We start from the raw sequence: 14,571 nt of genomic DNA on the forward strand, positions 1-14,571 counted from the left end.
CCAGACGGCCCACGGCCCGCCCCCCACCCCCCCCCCCCCCCCCCCCCCCCCCCCCCGCCCCCCGCCCCCCCCCCCCGCCCCGCGCGGGCGCCCCCCCCCCCCCCCCGCGGGATGAGGCCGGCCGGTGCACGACGAAGCGTGCCGTGGGGACGCGGCCGGGGTACCGCGTCCCCACGGCGCCGGTCAGTTGAAGCTGACGTGCACGTGGTCGTAGTGGTTGGCGGTGATCGACCCGCGGTCCTCCATCGCCTGCCAGCCGGAGCCGCCGATCATGTAGATCCGCTGCTCCCAGATGACGTAGTCGACGTTGAACCGCTCGGCGTTGTCGATCACGTACTGGGCGACGGCGTCACCCTTGGCGGAGTCGCTGTAGACCATGAAGTCGGCGGCGAGCTCCTGCGTCGGCGAGTGGCCGGGCCGGGTGAGGACCGTGGACACACCGAAGGCCTGGGTGACCTCGGCGACGACCGGGCGGACGTGCGCCGCCCACGCGCTGTAGGCGGTCGAGGTGGGGGTCGGCTTGCCGCTCAGGTCCGTCGAGACGGGCAGCGTCGCAGCCGGAGCCGGTGCGGCAGCCCCGGTGGGCACCGCGGGCGCCTCCGCCGGAGCGGGGGCGGGTGCGGGGGCCTCCGCCGAGGCCTCGGACCCGGACTCGGCCGGAGCCGTGGCCGAGGTCCGGTCCCAGCGGTCCCAGCCGCCACGGTCCCAGCCGCGGTCGCGGTCCCAGTCGTGGGCCTGAGCAGCGGACTGGCCGGCGAGGCCGAAGGCGACGGCGAAGGCGCCGACGGTCAGCGACCGGCGGACGCCGGTGCGGCGAGGGGTGTTCGAGGGCATGGTGAGGAGAGCTCCTGACTGTGGTCCGTGGGGCCGCCCGCTGACCGGGCGGGTCCCCGTTCCGGATGAGGGGTGACCTGAGGGGACGGGCAGCCGGACGCGCGCGACCGTGCGGAGCCCGCCGGAGGCAGGCGACGCGCAGGGGTGCCGAGGTCCGTGCCCGGTACGCGGCGACCGGCGTAGGTGTCCAGCGGGTCGCGGCGACGGTGTCTGGGGGTGCGAGGACGGGCGCCGCTCGGCGCCCCTCGCTGCAGATCTCCGTTTCTCCCTTGGCCGCCTACCGGGTCAGCTGACGGGTTCGGGCGGGGATGCGCCCTACCCGCCCCCGAGCAGGGCTCGGGAGGCGGGACTCACCCCAGTGGTGCGGTGGGTCCCCGGTTCGCGCCGACGGGGCCGGCGCGACTCGGCGGCATCCGGCGCGGTTCCCCCGGATGGGGGAGGTGACGACCGACCGGACGCCGAAACCGTAGAGGTCTTGTGCGCTTGTGCCAACTCCGGGTCAGTGAACTGGAGGAGTTGGCTGGTGGGCCCCGGCGTGTCTTTTCACCGGGAGCGTCGCGCCGGTGGCCGGGCGTCATGGGACCCCGTGCGGAGGGCCCGTAGACTGGCCGCACGACGGACGAGTCGGCCGGGCGGTCGCGTCGGCGGGGGAGACCCCGTCGCCGAGGAACGTCCGGGCTCCACAGGGCAGGGTGGTCGCTAACGGCGACCCGGGGTGACCCGCGGGACAGTGCCACAGAGAACAGACCGCCAGCGGCTCGCCGCTGGTGAGGGTGAAACGGTGGTGTAAGAGACCACCAGCGCACCGGGTGACCGGTGCGGCTCGGTAAACCCCACCCGGAGCAAGGTCGAGAAGGGACGGCGGCTGGGCGACCGGACCGCCGTCCCGCGCAGGCGTTCGAGGGCTGCCCGCCCGAGCCTGCGGGTGGACCGCTCGAGCCCGCCGGCAACGGCGGGCCTAGATGGATGACCGCCCATCGGGAGGCCGCGAGGCGCCCGAGGACAGAACCCGGCGTACAGGCCGACTCGTCCGTCGTCCCGCCGTCGACCTCCGGTCCCACGCTCAGCGGGCGGCGTCGGTCCGTACAGGTGGTCGTCGGCGCGACCCCCGGCCGGCGTCAGACGGCCCCTCCCGGACGACGAGACCGCGACCGTCCAGCAGGGTGTCCCGCGGTGTTCCCGGTCCGGTCGAGCGGCCCTCGGTGTGGTCCGACCGATCAGTTCGCCGCGCCGCGTCGGTCCGTACGCCGGACACCGACTCGCGGGAGGCTGCGCCGTGCGGAAACTGACCTTCGCCATGAACGTGAGCCTGGACGGCTACATCGCCGCGCCCGGCGACGGCCTCGGCTGGAGCGTGCCGAGCGACGAGCTGTTCCAGTGGTGGTCCGACCGGGTGGGGGCGACGGGCCTGGCGCTGTACGGGCGCAGGCTGTGGGAGGCGATGAGCTCCCACTGGCCGACCGCCGACCAGCAGCCCGGCGCCACACCGGCGCAGATCGAGTACGCCCGCCGCTGGCGGGACATGCCGAAGGTGGTGTTCTCCTCCACGATCGGCGCGGTCGACGGGAACGCCCGCCTGGTCACCGGTGACGCCGTCACCGAGATCACCCGGCTCAAGTCCGAGGACGGCGGTCCCATGGACGTCGGCGGCGCCACCCTCGCCGCGGTGGCCATGCGGGCCCGGCTGGTCGACGAGTACGCGCTCGTCACCCACCCGGTCCTGGTGGGCGGCGGCACGCCGCTCTTCACGGCCCTGGACGACCGGGTGGACCTGACCCTGGTGGAGACCCGGACGTTCCCCGGCGGCGTGCTCCTGACCAGGTACGAGACCAAGCACTGAGTGGCCGGGCCGGGGCGCCGGTCTGGCCGGGTACGGCGATCCGGTGCCACGCTGTCGTCCTCCGCACGACCTCCGCGGTCGGTGTCGGGGTCGCCGTGTGGGGAGGGCGGATGCGGTCGGTGTCGCCGGAGCTGGTCGGCGAGCTCGACGGCGTGACGGACCGGGCCGAGTACCTGAGCGTGGTCGCCGGAGCCCTGACGGACCTGCTGCACGCCGACTTCATCGGGCACGTGGCGCTCGACCTCGGCAGTCGGTGGGCCCGGGTCGAGCGACTGCCGCGCAGCGGACGGCCCGGTGGCGACGTGGCCCGGCAGTTCCTCGCCCTGGCCGACAGCCATCCGGTGGTGCGCAGCTACCGTGCCGACCGGTCCCGCGGTGCGCCGGCGCCTCGACGGCTGAGCGACGTGGCGACCCGGGCGGACCTGTTGCGCAGTCCGGCCTACGTCGATCTGCTCCGCCCGGGCGGCGCCGAGCACCAGCTGACCATCCTGACCGCGCGCACGGCGGCCGGCGGCCGGGGGTGGACGGTGAACCGGTCGGGTGCCGACTTCACCGACCAGGAGCTGGCGTCGGCGTGCGCGCTGCAGCCGGTCCTGGCGCTGCTGGACCGGGCCGTCGGCGCGCGGTCGGCGACGACGCCGGACGGCGCGGCGGCGGCCGAGCGGCTCGGCCTCACCACCCGCGAGGTGCAGGTCCTGGCTCACGTCGGCGACGGGCTGACCGCGGACGCCGCCGCGCGCCTGCTGCGGATCAGCCCCCGCACGGTGCACAAGCACCTGGAGAACGCCTATCGCAAGCTGGACCGCCACGACCGGCTGCTCGCCGTCGACCGGGCGCGCGAGCTCGGCATCCTCCCGCGGCCGCGACCGCAGGCCGGTACGGCTATCCCTGCGACGCTGCCCCCGGCGGCCGGTACCGGACCTGCGCGGCCGTCCGCATGGCGTCCATCGTCTCGTCGACGCTCAGCAGCACCGTCGTCTCCACCGTGCTGAGCGCGCCACCGGCCGACAGCGCGAGCGCGACCGCGGCCATGGACACGTTGTCGGGGGCCTCCCACAGGGTGTACCCGTCGTGCGGGCCAAAGGCGTACCAGAAGCCGTGGAACTGCCCCCCGACCGACTCGATGTAGGTCCGGGCAGCAGTCCGGCGGTCCTCGGGGTGCTCGATCAGCCGGGCCCACGTCTCCGGGGTGTAGCTGAACCTGGTCAGGTAGAGCGGCATCGTCGCTCCCTCCCGAGCGTCGGCGTGCGCGACTCCGCGAGTGGAGATCGGAGCCTACGACCGGCCGGCGCCCAGCGGGTCGGCGTCGTCCGGGGCCGAGGCGCGTTGCGTCCTCGACGAGCCCGGTGGTGGGATCCAGCCGACGCGACACCGGGGTCGCGCCGGCCCCGAGGAGTCCTGATGGCCGAGGTCCACGGCACGTACGACGACCGGTTCCGCGGGGTGCGCGACGCGTTCGCCGCGCAGCTCGAGGGCGACGAGCTCGGTGGCTCCATCGCCGTCGACGTGGACGGGGAGACCGTCGTCGACATCTGGGGCGGCTGGCGCGACCAGGGGCGGACGACGCCCTGGACGCAGGACACGATCGTCAACGTCTGGTCGACGACGAAGACGATCACCGCCCTCGCCGTGCTGACGCTGGTCGAGCAGGGCCGGCTCGACGTGCACGCCCCCGTCGCGGAGTACTGGCCGGAGTTCGGGGCCAACGGCAAGGCGGGCATCCGCGTGGCACACCTGATGTCGCACACCTCCGGCGTGGCCGGCTGGGACCCGCCGTTCACCGTGGAGGACATGTACGACTGGGACAGCTCGGTCACGCGGCTCGCCGCCCAGGCGCCGTGGTGGGAGCCGGGGACGGCGTCCGGCTACCACGCGCAGAACCAGGGCCACCTGCTCGGCGAGGTGCTGCGTCGCGTCGACGGCCGGTCGCTCAAGCAGTACGTGGCCGAGGAGCTGGCCGGCCCGCTCGGGGCGGACTTCCAGATCGGCGCCGCGCCGGAGGACGAGGGCCGCATCGCGCCGGTCGTCCCCCCGCCGCCCCTGGCGTTCGACCTGGCGGCCATGGACCCCGCCAGCCCGGTCGTCCGCTGCTTCACCGGCCCGGTGGCCGACGCGAGCAAGGCCAACACGCCCGGGTGGCGGGCCGCGGACCTGGGCGCGCTCAACGGGCACAGCAACGCCCGCGGCGTCCTCGACGTCATGAGGGTCGTGTCGCTGGGCGGCGAGGCCGGAGGCGTCCGGCTGCTGTCGGACGAGACCCTCGACCTGGCCTTCGAGGTCCAGGCCGACGGCGTCGACCTGGTCCTCGGCGTGCCGTTCCGCATGGGCATCGGCTTCGGGCTGTCGCCGTCCGCGGCCGTGCCCTACCTGCCGGGGGGCCGGGTCGCCTTCTGGGGTGGCTGGGGTGGCTCGATGATCGTGATGGACCTCGACCGCCGGGTGACGACGAGCTACATGATGAACCGGATGGCACCGGGCATCGTCGGCTCCCCGCGCGCGCAGGCCTACATCGACGCCGTCTACGCCGCGATCTGAGGTCCGGCGGGACCACCCCCCGCCACTTCCAACGTATAGCGCAGCAGGGGGCTTGCGGCAAGGGCCGGGGGATGCCCCACACTCGCCCGGCCGACGCCCGGACCTGCGGAAACGGGACGAGCGACCCCATCCGCAGCGCCGCGTGCCCCGCGCGCGGCCGTGCCGGCACCGGCGTCCCGCACCACGGATCGGAGCCGACGTGCCCTCCCTGACCACCAGTGCCTTCGACCTCCCCGACCACCTCGCCGCCAAGGCCGACCCGGCGCTGGTCGCGGCCGACGAGCAGCACTTCGCGGCCATCGCCGACAGCCTCGGGCAGACCGTCGCCGACCTGTCCGCCCGCCTCGACGCCGAGCGCCGGGCCCCCGACCGAGAGGGCCAGGCGGCGCTCGACCGCGACCTGGAGGTCCACCGGCTCACCGCCCGGCTGCGGACGCTGCGCCGTTTCGGCCTCGACCTGTGCCTGGGCCGCATGGTCCGGTCCGACGACCCCGAGCCCGTCTACGTGGGCCGGCTCGGCCTCACCGACCGCGCCGGCCGACGGCTGCTGGTCGACTGGCGGTCGCCCGCGGCCGAGCCGTTCTTCGGGGCCACCCACGCCGACCCGATGGGCCTGGCCAGCCGCCGCCGCTACCGCTGGACCCGCGGCCGGGTCACCGACTACTGGGACGAGGTGTTCACCCCCGACGGGCTCGTCGGCCACGCCGCGCTCGACGACCAGTCCGCCTTCCTCGCCAGCCTCGGCGGCAGCCGGTCGGACCGGATGCGCGACGTGCTCGGCACCATCCAGGCCGACCAGGACGCGATCATCCGCGCCGGGTCCCACGGGGCCCTGGTCGTCGACGGCGGCCCGGGGACGGGCAAGACCGTCGTCGCCCTGCACCGCACCGCCTACCTCCTCTACTCCGACCCCCGGCTCGGTCCCGGCCGGGGCCGGGTGCTGTTCGTCGGTCCGCACCAGCCCTACCTGGCCTACGTCGCCGACGTCCTGCCCAGCCTCGGCGAGGAGGGCGTGCAGACCGCCACCCTGCGCGACCTCGTGCCCGAGGGCGCCGACGCCGTCGTCGAGACCGACCCGCACGTGGCGGCCCTGAAGTCGTCCGCCCGGATGGCCGAGGTGATCGAGGCCGCCGTCCGGTTCCACGAGGAGCCGCCCACCACCGGGACGACGGTCTCGACCCCGTGGGCCGAGGTCTGGCTGGACCCCGACGACTGGGCCGAGGCGTTCGACGCGGCCGAGCCCGGCACGCCGCACAACGAGGCGCGCGAGCAGGTCTGGGAGGCGCTGCTCGCGATCCTGGTGGACGCGCACGAGGACGACGACGTCCCGGTCGGCCTGCTCCGCCGGACGCTGCAGCGCGACGGCGACCTGCGGGCGGCCCTCGACCGCGCGTGGCCGCTGCTCGAGGCGGCCGACGTCGTCGGGGACCTGTGGTCGGTGCCCGCCTACCTGCGGCGGTGCGCCCCCTGGCTCGGCCGCGACGACGTCCGGGCGCTGCAGCGCGCCGACGCGCGGGCCTGGACGCTGCCCGACCTGCCGCTCCTCGACGCCGCCCGCCAGCGACTCGGTGACGCCCAGGCGGCCCGGCGCCGGCGGCGGCACGACGCCGTCGTCGCCGCCGAGCACGAGCGGATGGCCGGCGTCATCGACGAGCTGATCGCGGCCGACGACTCCGAGCTGCTGCTGATGACGAGCCTGCGCCACCAGGACCTCCGCGACGCCCTGGTCGACGACGCCGCGCTGCCCACCGCCGACCCGGACCTGCTCGCCGGCCCGTTCGCGCACGTCGTCGTCGACGAGGCGCAGGAGCTCACCGACGCCGAGTGGCAGGTGCTGCTGCGCCGCTGCCCCTCCCGCAGCCTGACCGTCGTCGGCGACCGCGCGCAGGCCCGGCACGGCTTCCCGGAGTCGTGGGAGGAACGGCTCGCGCGGGTCGGGCTCGCCTCCGTGCGGATCGCCTCGCTGGACATCAACTACCGGACGCCGGCGGAGGTGATGGCGCAGGCCGAGCCGGTCATCCGCGCCGTGCTCCCGGACGCCAACGTGCCGACGTCCGTCCGCAGCAGCGGCGTCCCCGTCCTCACCGGACCGGTCGCGGACCTGCACCGGGTGCTCGAGGCCTGGCTCGCCGGGAACGCCGAGGGCACCGCCTGCGTCATCGGCGACCCCTCCTTCCGGGCCACCTCCCGGGTCCGCTCGCTGACCCCGGAGCTGGCGAAGGGACTGGAGTTCGATCTGGTCGTCCTCGTCGACCCGGCGGCGTTCGGGACAGGGATCGAGGGTGCGGTCGACCGCTACGTCGCGATGACCCGGGCGACCCGGCAGCTCGTCGTCCTCACGAGTTCCTGAACAGGCCGCCGGGCGCGTCCGGCCGGACACGCTGGGCGGACGACTTCGGCCGGAAACCCCCCTGTGACCGAACCGTGACCGACTGGCAGCATGCAGCGCCGTGAGACGGACCACAGTCGCGATCGCCGCCCTGAGCCTGTTCCTCGCCGGCGCCGGTACCGCCCAGGCCGCGCCCGCCGACGGCCCGGTGCCCCCCGGGCCGGTCGCCAAGGACAACCCCGAGTTCACCGCCAACGTCATGGCACCGCTGAAGGTGGAGTCCGCGGGGGAGTGGGCGGACTTCGAGGCCGACCTGGAGACCGTCGCCGCCTACGGCGTGGACGCCGTGAGCGTCGACGTCTGGTGGGGTGACGTCGAGGGTGTCGCCGACAACCAGTTCGACTGGGCCTACTACGACCGGATCTTCGAGGTGATCACCTCGAAGGGTCTCGACCTCGCGCCGATCCTGTCCTTCCACCAGTGCGGCGGGAACGTCGGCGACGACTACACCAGCCTGCTGCCCGCGTGGCTGTGGCCGAAGTACGAGGGACGCAGCTTCCGGGGGGTCAAGCTCGGCCCGAACGGCCTGCAGCACAAGAGCGAGCAGGGCAACTACAGCCGCGAGACCGTGCAGGGCTGGGCCGACCAGATCGTGATGAACGAGTACCGGGACTTCACCCGGGCGTTCGAGCAGCGCTACGGCGACCTCTACGCCGACGAGGTGGTGGAGATCAACGTCTCGCTCGGCCCGTCCGGCGAGCTGCGGTACCCCTCCTACAACCAGCACGACACGGGCACCGACTACCCGACCCGGGGCGCGCTGCAGTCGTACTCCCCGCTGGCCGTCCGCGACTTCCAGAAGTCGATGGTCCAGCAGTACGGCTCGCTGCGGGCGGTCAACCGTGCCTGGGGGACCACCCTGCGGTCGGCGGACGAGATCGCCCCGCCGGCCGACGCCGAGGCCTTCTTCACCAGCCGCGCGTACATGGACACGCAGTACGGCCGTGACTTCGTCGACTGGTACAACGGCTCGCTCGTCGACCACGGCGAGCGGGTGCTGACCACGGTCATCCGCACGCTGGGCAACGAGTTCCCCGAGGCCGACATCGGCTACAAGGTCCCGGGCATCCACTGGCAGATGACCCACCCGGTGCACCCGCGGGCGACCGAGGTGACCACCGGTCTGATCCAGACCAGTGTCGACGAGAACTCGTGGGCGACCGGGCACGGCTACGCGCGGATCGTCGAGCTCGCCAACCGGTTCGACGGCGGCCCGCGTGAGGTGGTCATGCACTTCACCGCGCTGGAGATGGACGACCAGAACTACGCGCCGCAGTACTCGCTGGCCCAGACCCTCGTGCAGTGGATCGGCGACTACGGGTTCCGCGCGGGCGTCGACCTCAAGGGCGAGAACGCGCTCTCCGGCGGGGTCACCTGGGACGGCGGCTGGGACAACATCAACGAGGCCTTCGACGGGTGGGGGTACCTCGGCCTGACCGTGCTGCGGATGAACGACGTGGCCGAGGGCGTCGGCGAGACGCGCTACGCGCAGTTCATCCAGAAGTACAGCCCCAACCGCTGACCGCCCGGCGTCACCACCGCCCACGGGCGGGTGTCCCGGACACCCTCCCGTGGGCGGCACCTGACTCCCGGACGGGGGTCGCACTCTTCACCGGTGACGCACCGGTGACGCCCTCACCGCAGGCTGGCCCCATCGTCTGCGAGGAGAGGTCTGATGACAGCACCCACGGTGAGCTGGAACTACGTGCCAGGGCTTCTCGAGCTGATGGAGGCCGGTGCCGAGTCGCCAGAGGACGTCGCCGACCGTGACTACGCAGTCCCGGCGGTCCGTGGCAAGGTCGGGGCGGTCGCACAACAGATGTGGGACTGGCTACGCGGGTTCCGTCGCGGGGTCCCCCTCTGCGAACGTGCACCCGCCTGGGTCCCTCTCGCGGAGCTGTGGGCCGCGCCCGGCAGCACGGCCGAACTCACCTACGAGGTCGTGGGCCAGCGAGAGCACCGCGCGGAGATCTCGATCGTGCCCGCGATGGGCTTCGGGGGTTTCAGCCGTCAAGAGCTCGCCCGCGACGTGGTCCTGCCCGCTGACGGGCAGGGAGTGCTCTACGAGACGCTGATCCACCTCACCGTCATCCCGTACGTCAACGACCTGACGGGTGAGGAACTCCTGCGCGTGGACGTGGACGAACGGGAAGAGACGCCCCAGTTCCGCGTGCGCGACCTGGTGGGAGAGTTCCGTCCCCTGAACGGCGCGACGCTGAGCGTCGCGGAGATACGCGCCGCCGGCTACACCGTCCCCCAGATCGAGCGCCGGGCAGATCGGGCAACCGCGACGAGCCTGTCCTGGTCATCGACGACCATGCGCAGCTGGTCCATCAAGGTGAAGCTCGGCGTCCCGGGCCTGCCCTCGACTCTCGAGCTCGGCGCGACATGCCAACGGTCCGAGGGCTTCAGAGCCGACTTCGAGCTACCGGGTCGACATGACTACGCGTTGTGTGCCCGCGCGGGTGAGGAGCCCGTGGTGCCGTTGCTGTTCGTCATCGCCTCGGAGTAGCCGGACATGCGGACGCCACCCACGACCCGGGCCGGTCAGGTCTGGGTGTCCCAGTACCTCGAGGCGATGAGCAGCTACGTGCGCTCTGGTGGTCGCGACGCCGGCGCAGCGGAGCGGGCGTGCGACGCCTTGCAGAACCTGGTGGTGCGCGAGCCGGAATACGGCACGGACGCCCGGCTGTTCGCCTGGCAGTTCGTCGCCGGGATGTGGTCCTCGCACCGGACCGACCTGGTCGCCGGGGCGGTCAGGGCGGGCTTGGACGCCGACCTCATGACCGAATCCAGCGGTCGCCATCCAGGCCCGGCCGCGCTCCTGCTGACGCACCTGGCGGCCTCGCAGCAGCGCGATGGTGCGCGGCTCGACGGACTGTCCACACTCCGCAGCGCCGACGCGCGGCTGGCCGGCCGCGATCCCGACGACGTCATCGCGTCGGCTGCCCTGGGTCACAGCGCGCTGGTGCGAGCGGAACTGCAGGAGCTCGGCCTTGAGAGGACCGAAGCACGCACGGCCTTCGCCGAGGCGCGCCGTTGGTTGGGGTCGCTGACGGCGGAGACGCACCGCGACCGCCTCCTGGAGCTGTGGCTGCCCGAGATGTACGGCGTCGGCGACGTCTCGCAGCAGCAGCGTGAGGGCCTCCGGCACGCCACCGAGGTGCAACTCGGGCAGTGGCACGTGGACGCGCTCCTGGGTGCGTTCCGGACCATCGACGGCGACGCTGCGGGCCTGGCTGAGCTCACCGAGGCGATCCGTGCGGCGATCGCCGATCGCCGCCTCGCCAAGGCCGTCCACCCACTCTTGCTCGTCGATCCCGTGTCCAGGCTCGCTCCGGGCGATGCGCGCGCCTTCGCAGACGCTCTGCTCAGGGCATCGTCAGCCGATCCGGCCGCTCTGCTGAGAGAGGCCGGTGACCTCCCGCCCGAGCTGATCGAGAGGTACTCCGCGGTCCCGACGGACCACGGGGAGGCACGGGCTCTCGAGATCGCCATGGCTGCCGCGATGGCGTCCGCGATGGAACGTACCGGCGACCACGAGCTCGCGAACGGTGCCCTCCACGAAGCCGTGACGTCCCAGATGAGCCGGCCCGGCAGCCCTGCCGTCCCTCTGGCCTTCCTCTTCGGGAGCTATGCGGGTCTGCTCGCCCGGAGGTCGAGTGACGAGCAGCGCGTCTCGGCCATGATCGACATGTTCCTCACGGTTTTCGACGCGGCCCGCAGATCCGATCCGGACGCGTTCGAAGATCTTCGTCTCCGGGCTCTCTTCGACCCCTTCGTGGCGGAGACGGCGAGCTGGCTGCTCGGGCGTGCTCCGGACATGGAGGACGAGCCCACCCGATACCGGATCGCCGGCCTGCTGGACCTCCTGCGGGTACCGCGGATCCCGCCGAGGACGATGCTGGGCGGCAAGGACGTCTTGGGTGACGGAGCCAGCGCGCTGGCCGCCGGTCTGCGCGTCGTCCAGGACACCCTCGGCCGTGTCGCGGCTGCTCTCGCGGGCGCCGACGGGGTGGTTGCCGTCATCCCGCACGAGCACGATTCCGGCGAGCAGGACATCGTCCTGGTCGACTCGGCCACCGTCTCCGTCCACCGCGTCGACCGCACCTTCGCCGGCGCGGTCGAGCAACTCGACCGCGCGGCGGAGTTGGCCCTGTTCAAGAGCAGCGCAGGACTCCTCGGCGGGACCGCGGATGCCTTGACACGACCGGCACGGGCGGCGTTCGACGCGCTCCCCGGAGCCGTCCAGGAGACGTTGCATGCCGCGAACACCGTGCTGGTGGCGCCCGATCACCGTCATGTGCTGTCCGACGTCCCCTGGGAGCTCCTCCACGATGGCACGGCCCACCTGATGGGTTCCCGTGTGGTCGCGAGGTTCACCTCGCTCCGTCACCTGGCGCGGACGCTCGACACCCCCGTCCTGCCGCCGCAGCGGCCTCCGCGTGCCCTCGCGGTCGCAGCCGCGGAGGGTCTGCCCGAACGTCCGCTGCCGACCGCCGACCCCGAGGTCTCGACCGTCCGAGACGTCCTGGCCGGCCGCGGCTTCGACGCGCCGCAGATCTCCCCCGGGAGGCTCTCCGCGGACTACCTCACCGAGCGCCTCGGCCGGGTCGACGTGCTGCACGTCGCTGCGCACGGAACCTCCGAGGCCGGCACCGAGTACCTGGTGCTGCCCAATGGTGAGCGGCTCTCGGTCGACGACCTCCTCCGGCGGCCCGCGCCCCGGCCGCCGTTCGTCTACCTCAACACCTGCGAGCTGGGACGGACGCGTTACCTGGGCGGGGGACAGGCGCGCGGCTTGGCGTTCACGCTCGCCGAGATGGGTGCCCCGGCCGTGGTGGCGAACACGACCGACGTCCTCGACACCGCCTCGACGTCGATCGCCGTGCGGTTCTACGAGGAGAGCCAGGACGCGCCTGCCGGTCAAGCTCTCCTGGCAGCCCGTCGGCGGCTCCTTGCCGATGGTGTCGATCCCGCGGTGCTGGCGCGAGTCGTCCTGATCGGAGACCCTTGGCACGTCCTCGATCCTCGTCAGCGCCAGGACGAGACCGTCGATGCCGCCGGTGAGCTCATCCGCACCTACTTCGACATCGAGCCCGGCGCCACCGACGCCGCCGCGGAGCAGCGGCTCGCCGAGGCCCTCGCAGGGCCTTCCTCCCACCACCGGCTCCTTGCTGCTCGTGCGCTCGTCTCAGCGGCGGCCGGGATCGCACCGGGGTCTTCCGACCAGCAGACGCGCGCCGACGTCGACATCGCGCTCGCCCTGGCCGACGAGCTCGGCGCCCCCGAGGCGCAGGCCGTCCTCCGCCTCCTGCGTGCGCAGGTCGGGCTGCCGGAACCCGCTCGTTGGACCGAGGAACAGCTGTTGCGTGACGCCGTCACGCACCTGGAGACGTTCGGGCCGGAGCAGCCTGCGTGGGGTCGCATGGCCTTCGGCATCCGAGCGCGCCTCCGTCGGGCGGAGATGGCGGCTCGGGGACTGACCATCACGCAGCGCCTGCCGGACGGCACCGAGCCCGACCCGGCCATGGACGCCGTGGTCGACGTCGTCCTCGTGTCCGAGCAGCGGGCGGAGGAACAGCGCGGTCGCGTCACCCCCCGTGTCGTGGAGACCGGACTGCACGACATCAGCTACAACGCCGTGGTCCTCGGGCACCCCAACCGCTTCGAGGACACGATCTCCGCCACTGCGTACTGCCGACTCCTGACGCGGAAGCTGATCGCGGGTGGCCACGTGCCGGCGACCAGCGAGGAGCGGACGCTCCCCATGGTCTGTGGCCTGCTGTGGCACCTGTGGTCCACCCAGAAGACCAGCTTCCTCGACCGTGACGTCGTCGAGGGCCAAGCCGGAGCGGTCGACGCTCTGGTCCGTGACATCGCTGCCGGACATCCGGTCGACGACGTGCTGGAGTTCCCCGCCGAGGTGGACCGCGTGCTGGCGGTTCTCGACGCCGTCCCGTGGGAGCGGGTGCACATCGAGGTGCCGACACAGATGGCCGACCTGGCCGATCGTGCCGAGGCACTGTTGGACACCATCCCGCCCGAGGAACTGCCCGCTGCGGCCGCCTTCGTGACCGGGGTCCTCGCCACGAGGAACACCTACACGTCGCTGGAGGGACAGGACGCGATGGAGGAGCACATGACCGCGGCCCTCTGGCGGCTGAGCCACGCCAACGATGCCCGCTTCGCTCCCTACCTGAACGAGGGATTCGCTCCCCTCCGGGAACGCGAGCCGGATGAGTTGTTGCGCTGGATGGCGGAGGACGAACTGCCGGCCACACGGCAGGCCGGCACACGCGCTGTCGGAGTGGAGGTGCACTGAGGTGTCCTGGCTGGCTGGACGACGGCTTCCCGCACCCGGCATACCACCGCGCGAGCCGCCGGTGCGCTGTGCTGAGGGCATGGGTTTGGCGAGGGACCTCGGCTACGGGTTCCACCCCGCCAACCCCGTCCAGCGGGCGACGCAGGCCGTCGTCGCGTCACGGCCGGGTGCGTGGGTCTTCGCCCGGGTGCTCCCCACCGTCGACGACTGGATCGGGCGGATCAGCCGGGGACGCACGAGCGCGCCCGAGCTCCTGGCCGGCCTGCCCGTCGTCGACGTCACCACCACCGGCCGCCGCTCCGGACGGCGGCGCACCACCCATCTCATCGCCGTCCCGCACCGCGACACCCTGGCGCTGGTCGGGACGAACTTCGGCCAGCCGGCCACGCCCGACTGGGTCCTCAACCTGGAGGCCGACCCGCGGGCCACCGTGACCTACCGCCACCGCTCCGTGGAGGTCGTCGCGCGTCCGGCCGGCGACGACGAGGTCGAGCAGGTCATGGCCAACGCGGCACCGCTCTACCGCGGTTACGCCGCCTACCGCCGGCGCATCGGCGACCGCCGGCGACTGCGGGTCTTCGTCCTCGCGCCCGCCTGAGCCCCGCGGCGGGGTGGGTCACCGCGCGCCCGGCCGGGTAGCCGGGCGGC

The 14,571-nt window shown here is 73.2% G+C and carries 10 protein-coding genes, 1 other RNA gene and 1 riboswitch; of the genes, 9 read left to right on the forward strand and 2 right to left on the reverse strand.

Features of this window, described 5'->3' with window-relative positions:
- Positions 1-183: 183 nt before the first annotated feature.
- Positions 184-834 carry a hypothetical protein gene (locus ACI79O_RS19450; RefSeq protein ID WP_456891901.1) on the reverse strand — a complete coding sequence of 217 codons (651 nt, stop codon included), beginning with the start codon at positions 832-834 and terminating at the stop codon, positions 184-186.
- A 259-nt stretch (positions 835-1,093) separates the two neighbouring features.
- Positions 1,094-1,253, reverse strand: a riboswitch (cyclic di-AMP (ydaO/yuaA leader).
- 201 nt (positions 1,254-1,454) lie between these two features.
- Here ACI79O_RS19450 and rnpB point away from each other — a divergent pair.
- The 3 genes from rnpB to ACI79O_RS19465 all read left to right on the forward strand — a co-directional run bounded on the left by rnpB (position 1,455) and on the right by ACI79O_RS19465 (position 3,666).
- An RNA gene (rnpB, locus tag ACI79O_RS19455) (RNase P RNA component class A) lies at positions 1,455-1,867 on the forward strand.
- Between the two features lie 243 nt (positions 1,868-2,110).
- The gene (locus tag ACI79O_RS19460; RefSeq protein WP_456914951.1) at positions 2,111-2,674 is read left to right on the forward strand and encodes a dihydrofolate reductase family protein; all 564 of its coding nucleotides are present in this window, start codon (positions 2,111-2,113) and stop codon (positions 2,672-2,674) included.
- 110 nt (positions 2,675-2,784) lie between these two features.
- Positions 2,785-3,666 (forward strand): response regulator transcription factor, encoded by an 882-nt coding sequence (locus ACI79O_RS19465; protein ID WP_456914952.1) that lies wholly within the window; start codon positions 2,785-2,787, stop codon positions 3,664-3,666.
- Here ACI79O_RS19465 and ACI79O_RS19470 read toward each other — a convergent pair.
- Positions 3,557-3,895, reverse strand: coding sequence for a GYD domain-containing protein (locus tag ACI79O_RS19470; RefSeq protein ID WP_456891929.1), 339 nt, complete (start codon positions 3,893-3,895; stop codon positions 3,557-3,559). The two genes, ACI79O_RS19465 and ACI79O_RS19470, sit on opposite strands and share 110 nt — an antisense overlap.
- A gap of 180 nt (positions 3,896-4,075) precedes the next feature.
- On the opposite strand from ACI79O_RS19470, the gene ACI79O_RS19475 reads away from it, so the two are divergent.
- From ACI79O_RS19475 to ACI79O_RS19500, 6 genes are all read left to right on the forward strand, one after another.
- The gene (locus ACI79O_RS19475) at positions 4,076-5,209 is read left to right on the forward strand and encodes a serine hydrolase domain-containing protein (RefSeq protein ID WP_456891931.1); all 1,134 of its coding nucleotides are present in this window, start codon (positions 4,076-4,078) and stop codon (positions 5,207-5,209) included.
- A 199-nt stretch (positions 5,210-5,408) separates the two neighbouring features.
- Positions 5,409-7,559: an RNA polymerase recycling motor ATPase HelR gene (gene helR, locus ACI79O_RS19480; RefSeq protein WP_456914954.1), complete on the forward strand. Its 2,151-nt coding sequence runs from the start codon at positions 5,409-5,411 to the stop codon at positions 7,557-7,559.
- A gap of 100 nt (positions 7,560-7,659) precedes the next feature.
- Positions 7,660-9,120 carry a family 14 glycosylhydrolase gene (locus ACI79O_RS19485; RefSeq protein ID WP_456914955.1) on the forward strand — a complete coding sequence of 487 codons (1,461 nt, stop codon included), beginning with the start codon at positions 7,660-7,662 and terminating at the stop codon, positions 9,118-9,120.
- A gap of 153 nt (positions 9,121-9,273) precedes the next feature.
- The gene (locus ACI79O_RS19490) at positions 9,274-10,110 is read left to right on the forward strand and encodes a hypothetical protein (RefSeq protein ID WP_456891937.1); all 837 of its coding nucleotides are present in this window, start codon (positions 9,274-9,276) and stop codon (positions 10,108-10,110) included.
- Between the two features lie 66 nt (positions 10,111-10,176).
- Entirely contained in the window at positions 10,177-13,923 is a 3,747-nt protein-coding gene (locus tag ACI79O_RS19495; RefSeq protein ID WP_456914956.1) for a CHAT domain-containing protein, read from the forward strand.
- Positions 13,924-14,002: 79 nt separating this feature from the next.
- Complete coding sequence (locus ACI79O_RS19500; RefSeq protein WP_456891941.1) at positions 14,003-14,521, forward strand: nitroreductase family deazaflavin-dependent oxidoreductase; 519 nt, start codon at positions 14,003-14,005, stop codon at positions 14,519-14,521.
- The last annotated feature ends 50 nt before the right edge of the window (positions 14,522-14,571 follow it).

It is taken from the genome of Geodermatophilus sp. SYSU D00696 (assembly GCF_054050235.1).

Excerpts from the sequence above, each read along its gene's own strand:
- ACI79O_RS19450 (WP_456891901.1), bottom strand. The coding sequence starts at position 834 with ATGCCCTCGAACACCCCTCGCCGCACCGGCGTCCGCCGGTCGCTGACC.
- ACI79O_RS19490 (WP_456891937.1), top strand. The coding sequence starts at position 9,274 with ATGACAGCACCCACGGTGAGCTGGAACTACGTGCCAGGGCTTCTCGAG.
- ACI79O_RS19470 (WP_456891929.1), bottom strand. The coding sequence starts at position 3,895 with ATGCCGCTCTACCTGACCAGGTTCAGCTACACCCCGGAGACGTGGGCC.
- ACI79O_RS19465 (WP_456914952.1), top strand. The coding sequence starts at position 2,785 with ATGCGGTCGGTGTCGCCGGAGCTGGTCGGCGAGCTCGACGGCGTGACG.
- ACI79O_RS19475 (WP_456891931.1), top strand. The coding sequence starts at position 4,076 with ATGGCCGAGGTCCACGGCACGTACGACGACCGGTTCCGCGGGGTGCGC.
- ACI79O_RS19500 (WP_456891941.1), top strand. The coding sequence starts at position 14,003 with ATGGGTTTGGCGAGGGACCTCGGCTACGGGTTCCACCCCGCCAACCCC.
- ACI79O_RS19495 (WP_456914956.1), top strand. The coding sequence starts at position 10,177 with ATGAGCAGCTACGTGCGCTCTGGTGGTCGCGACGCCGGCGCAGCGGAG.